This window comes from Mesorhizobium sp. ORS 3428 (assembly GCF_001854785.1).
Taxonomy (GTDB): Bacteria; Pseudomonadota; Alphaproteobacteria; order Rhizobiales; family Rhizobiaceae; genus Mesorhizobium.
Window position 1 is genome coordinate 1 of record NZ_MDFL01000178.1, and the last position, 4,490, is coordinate 4,490.

The 4,490-nt window shown below is 59.6% G+C and carries 3 protein-coding genes and 2 pseudogenes; all 5 read right to left on the minus strand.

The window, feature by feature from the left end:
- Positions 1 to 509: 509 nt before the first annotated feature.
- A pseudogene (locus ORS3428_RS29155) lies at positions 510 to 965 on the minus strand (ATP-binding protein); the annotation flags it as partial.
- Positions 966 to 1,241: 276 nt separating this feature from the next.
- Positions 1,242 to 1,478 (minus strand): annotated as a pseudogene (locus ORS3428_RS34535) (helix-turn-helix domain-containing protein).
- A 171-nt stretch (positions 1,479 to 1,649) separates the two neighbouring features.
- Complete coding sequence (locus ORS3428_RS29160) at positions 1,650 to 2,459, minus strand: SDR family NAD(P)-dependent oxidoreductase (protein ID WP_071101730.1); 810 nt, start codon at positions 2,457 to 2,459, stop codon at positions 1,650 to 1,652.
- An 11-nt stretch (positions 2,460 to 2,470) separates the two neighbouring features.
- Positions 2,471 to 3,253 (minus strand): SDR family NAD(P)-dependent oxidoreductase, encoded by a 783-nt coding sequence (locus tag ORS3428_RS29165; RefSeq protein WP_071101731.1) that lies wholly within the window; start codon positions 3,251 to 3,253, stop codon positions 2,471 to 2,473.
- Between the two features lie 36 nt (positions 3,254 to 3,289).
- The coding region (locus ORS3428_RS29170) for an aminomethyltransferase family protein (RefSeq protein ID WP_131802970.1) at positions 3,290 to 4,490 on the minus strand (1,201 nt) is incomplete at its 5' end.

Genomic DNA, 4,490 nt, shown 5'->3' on the forward strand with positions numbered 1-4,490 from the left:
ATGATGAATGACCTTGAAACCCTCCTCAAGGATTCCGGCATCATCACTCAGCCTTATTGGCTTACGTTGGTGAATCACTCGACTAAGCAAGTAAAAGGCTATGCGATGCACCCGATGTTCGAAATTGATCTGGGAAAGGTTTGGCTCGACCAGGCAGCCTAACGCGAGAGATGGGGGCTAGGTGGGTTTCACAGCGAACGTCGGCTCGCTGTGAAACGCCTCGCCCCCTTTGAGGCGGTGGGTGCGCCTAAAGTAAGGATCCTGAGCTCGGACGTAGGAACAAATCAGACCGGCAGCGCTCTCCGAGGCGGTGCCTCCAGCTCACATCAGAAGCGTTTGTACTGAAGTTCAGGCTCTCCGGGCTGACGAGCGACGGCCACATACCCAGCGTACTGCGCGCCCTGGAGGCTAGTAAAAATCCGGGGCGCTCTCCGTCTGTCAAACGCCATCCGGAACTGCCCCCTTGGAGGTGCCCTTTGCGTCATGAAGAACTGCCCCCACCTTCGGGTTCATGATGTCGGTTGAAGGTTAGTTCCGTCGGTGACGGGCCGGAGGGAGGCGGAGCCGACCGGAGGTCTGTCACCGACGGGCGGCCTGATGAGGCCGCTGTTTCGCTTGGCGCGGAGCCGGTAGCTGTCGCCGCGGATGGTCAGCACGTGGCTGTGGTGCAAGAGCCGGTCGAGGATCGCGGTCGCGACCACCGGATCGGCGAACACGGTGCCCCATTCGGCAACGCTGCGGTTCGACGTGATCAGCATGGCGCCGGTTTCATAGCGCCGGCTGACCAGCTGGAAGAACAGGTGCGCCGCGTCGGGCTCCAGCGGCAGGTAGCCGAGCTCGTCGACGATCAGCAGCTTTGGTTTCGACAGTGCCAGCAGTTTCTCGTCCAGGCGCCGCTCGCCGTGCGCCTTGGCGAGGCCAGCGACCAGCGTCGTCGCCGTCGTGAACTGCGCTGTAAGCGGTGCACCAAGGCACCTTTCCAGAAATCGCCTGTTGTGCACATGGGTCAGCCGTTAGTCGCAGCACGGGGCGTAGCCGGCCCGAAGATGGTGCAACGATGACCCGCCGCGCGCTCCAAGGCGCGGGGAAGTGCGGGCGGTCGACCTTACGAGAGCGGAGGGGTCGACCGTGACCGCGGCTTGAGGACTGGGGCTGCATCAGAAAGCGCATGCCAAGTCCTCTCAAGAGTTTTCGTCTGCCTCACGCGCAAACTCGGCCAACCCGAGCTTGATGCGAGCGAGTCAGCGCTCAACTGCCTCGATTAGCTTCTCACCATCCTCGGTGAGCACCATATCACAGCCGCGCCGGTCGAATAGTCGAGTATTCAGGCGCTTCTCAAGCCTTCTTACGTGCTATGAGACGGACGCGTGAGCCATGTTTAGTTCGCCGGCTGCTGCCTGGAAGCTTCCACAGCGCGCTGTCGCTTCGAACACCGACAGCGCCACATGATAGGAGAGGAGGCTAGGTGAGCTGGACATGGGGCAGCAGGCCAATCCCACGAAACCACTTCTTAAGGCGACGTCTTTGTGACAGTAGTAAATCCGAAATTGCCGACCCTGAAGCCTCGGCGCGAGGCGGCAGGCGCTTAGGCCCAGACGTCAATATCCGAGGCAGCGTCTGTCTGACCGAGGATTGTTTTGCGCATCGCGCTACGCGACGCAGTTCAGCCCTCCGTCAACGTAGATTTCCGATCCGGTAATGTAAGCCGAATCGTCGCTGGCCAGGAAGAGAGCGGTTCGCGCGATGTCCCATGCCGTGCCGGTTCGCCTCATGGGAACGCGCGCGGCACGTGCCTTAGCCAAAGCTTCAAAGTCAATCTCAGCCTCGGACTTGCCGCTTGTCTGAATGGTCGCATCCCTGGCCATTGGCGTGTCGATTATTCCCGGAAGGATTGAGTTTGCGCGTATTCCCTTGTCGRCATAGGTCGCTGCAAGGTTTCGGGTGAACGATACGACGGCTCCCTTTGAGGTGTTGTAGGCAATGTAGGGCGCGCCGAGATTGCGGAAGCCGGAGATTGACGAGATATTGATGATCGAGCCGGATCCYTGCTTCAGCATTTGTGGCAGCGCATGCTTGCAAGGCAAGAAAAACGCCTTCGTATTGATGTCGAGTATCCGATCCCAGTCCTCAACAGTGGTGCTTTCGGGGCTTCCAGCTTTGAGAATGCCGACGTTGTTGTGCAGCACGTCCAAGCTCCCGAATGCTTCAACGCATGCTGCTATCATAGCTCTAACCGACGGTTCATCGGTTACGTTCCCCACAAAAATTTCCGCGCGCCCGCCCTCGCCTCGGATAATCTCCGCAGTCTGCTCAACAGCATCCCTGTTCAGGTCTGCAGCGAGGACCTTGGCGCCCTCGCGCGCGAAGAGCACCGCAGCAGCCTTGCCGTTTCCCCATCCAGGGCCCATTGACCCTGCGCCAGTGACGAGCACCGCCTTACCATCAAGACGACCAGCCATATTTGTTCTCCTTAAACGCTGTGAAGGAAATGGCTCATCMCGCCGTCGACAAACAGCAGCTGGCCGTTGACGTAGGACGAGGCGCTGGACAAAAGGAACACGGTTGGGCCACCGAGCTCCGACGGGTCGCCCCAACGCGATGCTGGCGTGYGCACCTTGATCTTGTTGGCAAAGCTCTCGTCGGCCAGTCGTTCCTTGTTTATCTCGGTTACGAAATAGCCGGGGGCGATCGCGTTTACCCTGATTCCGAACGACCCCAGTTCGGCCGATGCGGCCCGAGTGAATCCTACGATCGCGCCCTTGGCCGAGGTATAATTGCAAATCCCGGCGCGCGGGCTGGAGAAGGCGATCGATGAGATGTTTACGATGYGGCCCCGATCCACCGCATCCACCTTCCGCATTTCAGCGGCGGCAGCCTTCGTCAGCAGGAAYGGYGCAATYATGTGGACGGCCATCATTTTCTCGTAAGTATCGACGGTTTCATYCCAGATGGTATTGTGCAGCAGCATGCCTGCGTTATTGACGAGACCCCAGATGCTGCCGTGGCGCTGGACAATCGTGGGGATTGCAGCCGTGACAGCGTTGCGGTCGGCCATTTCGAAAGCCAGGTAGTCGGCCCTGAGGCCTCTCGCCTCGAGTTCCTGCTTTCGCGCTTTGCCGGCAGCTTCGCTGCGCCCGTGCAGGATGACTGTTGCGCCGGCCTCTGCGGCGGCTTGGGCGGAGGCCCAACCAAGCCCTCGCGTGGATCCCGTGATCAAGACCACTTTTCCGTCGAGTGAGAATGGGTTATTCATACAAGAATGCTCCAAGTTTTTGAATCTCTTAGGATCTCAGGCGCGCATGCGCTCTGATGTCGGGTCGTAGAATGGCTTGAGGCTGGCCTTCGCCGGTTCAGCGCGCCCGTTGACCTGGATTGCGAATTTGCCGTTGGCGACAAATTCGGCTRTGACGGCCTCGTCGGCGTTCACATAGCCCATGCCGATTGCCGCCCCCAGGTGATGCGCATAATTCCCGGAGGTCAGATAACCGACCGCTTTGCCGTCCATGAGGATCGGCTCATTGTGGAAAAGCAGCGGCTCCGGTTTCTCCAGGAGGAAGCAAAGCATCCGCTTCTTGCCGATCCCGGCCGCCTTCTGGTCCAGGAATGCCTCTCGGCCAATGAACGGCGTGTTCTTGTTCGGCTTGGCCGTGAAGGCCAAACCAGCATCGACCAGATTGTCCTCGTAGACGATATCATGGCCCCAGTGGCGGAAGCCCTTCTCCATGCGCAAAGCATCGACCGCGTGCATRCCGGCAGGGCGAAGGCCGAAGCTTTTGCCGGCCTCCAGCAGTGAGTCGAGAAAGGCCAAAGCATCCTGTGCCGGAATGTAGATCYCCCAGCCGAGCTCGCYGACATAGGAAATGCGCTGCGCCCAAAGGCTCACGCCGCCGGCGATCATCCAGCGCCCGGTACCGAAGGTGAAATGCTCATTGGAAAGATCTTCTTCGGTCATCGATTGGAAGACCGCACGCGCGTTCGGGCCTTGCAGCGCGATCACTCCGAAATGATCGGTAATGTCAGTAATTTCGACATCTTCTTCCTTCCCGACATGCGAGAGCAGCCAGGACCAATCCTTCACATGGCTCCCGCAGGGAGTGGCAATCATGAACTCGGCTTCGCCCATCTTGACTACGGTGAGATCCGCTTCGATCCCGCCGCGTTCGTTCAACCACTGGGTATAGACCAGCTTGCCAACCGGCACCGCGACGTCGGCGCAGCACAGGCGCTGGAGCACAGTCTCCGCGTGGCGACCCGTGACTTTGAATTTCGCCAGGGAAGTCAGATCGTAGAAGCCGACGTTCTCCCGAATGTTGTTGTGCTCTTGCGCGGCATAGGGGAACCAGTTCTGGCGGGCATAACTATACTCGTATTCCCGCTTCACGCCCGTCGGCGCATACCAATTCGGACGTTCCCAGCCCGCGACCTCGCCGTGTACCGCGCCCAGCTCGACGAGACGGTCATAGAAGGGCGATTTGCGAATGCCTCGGCTG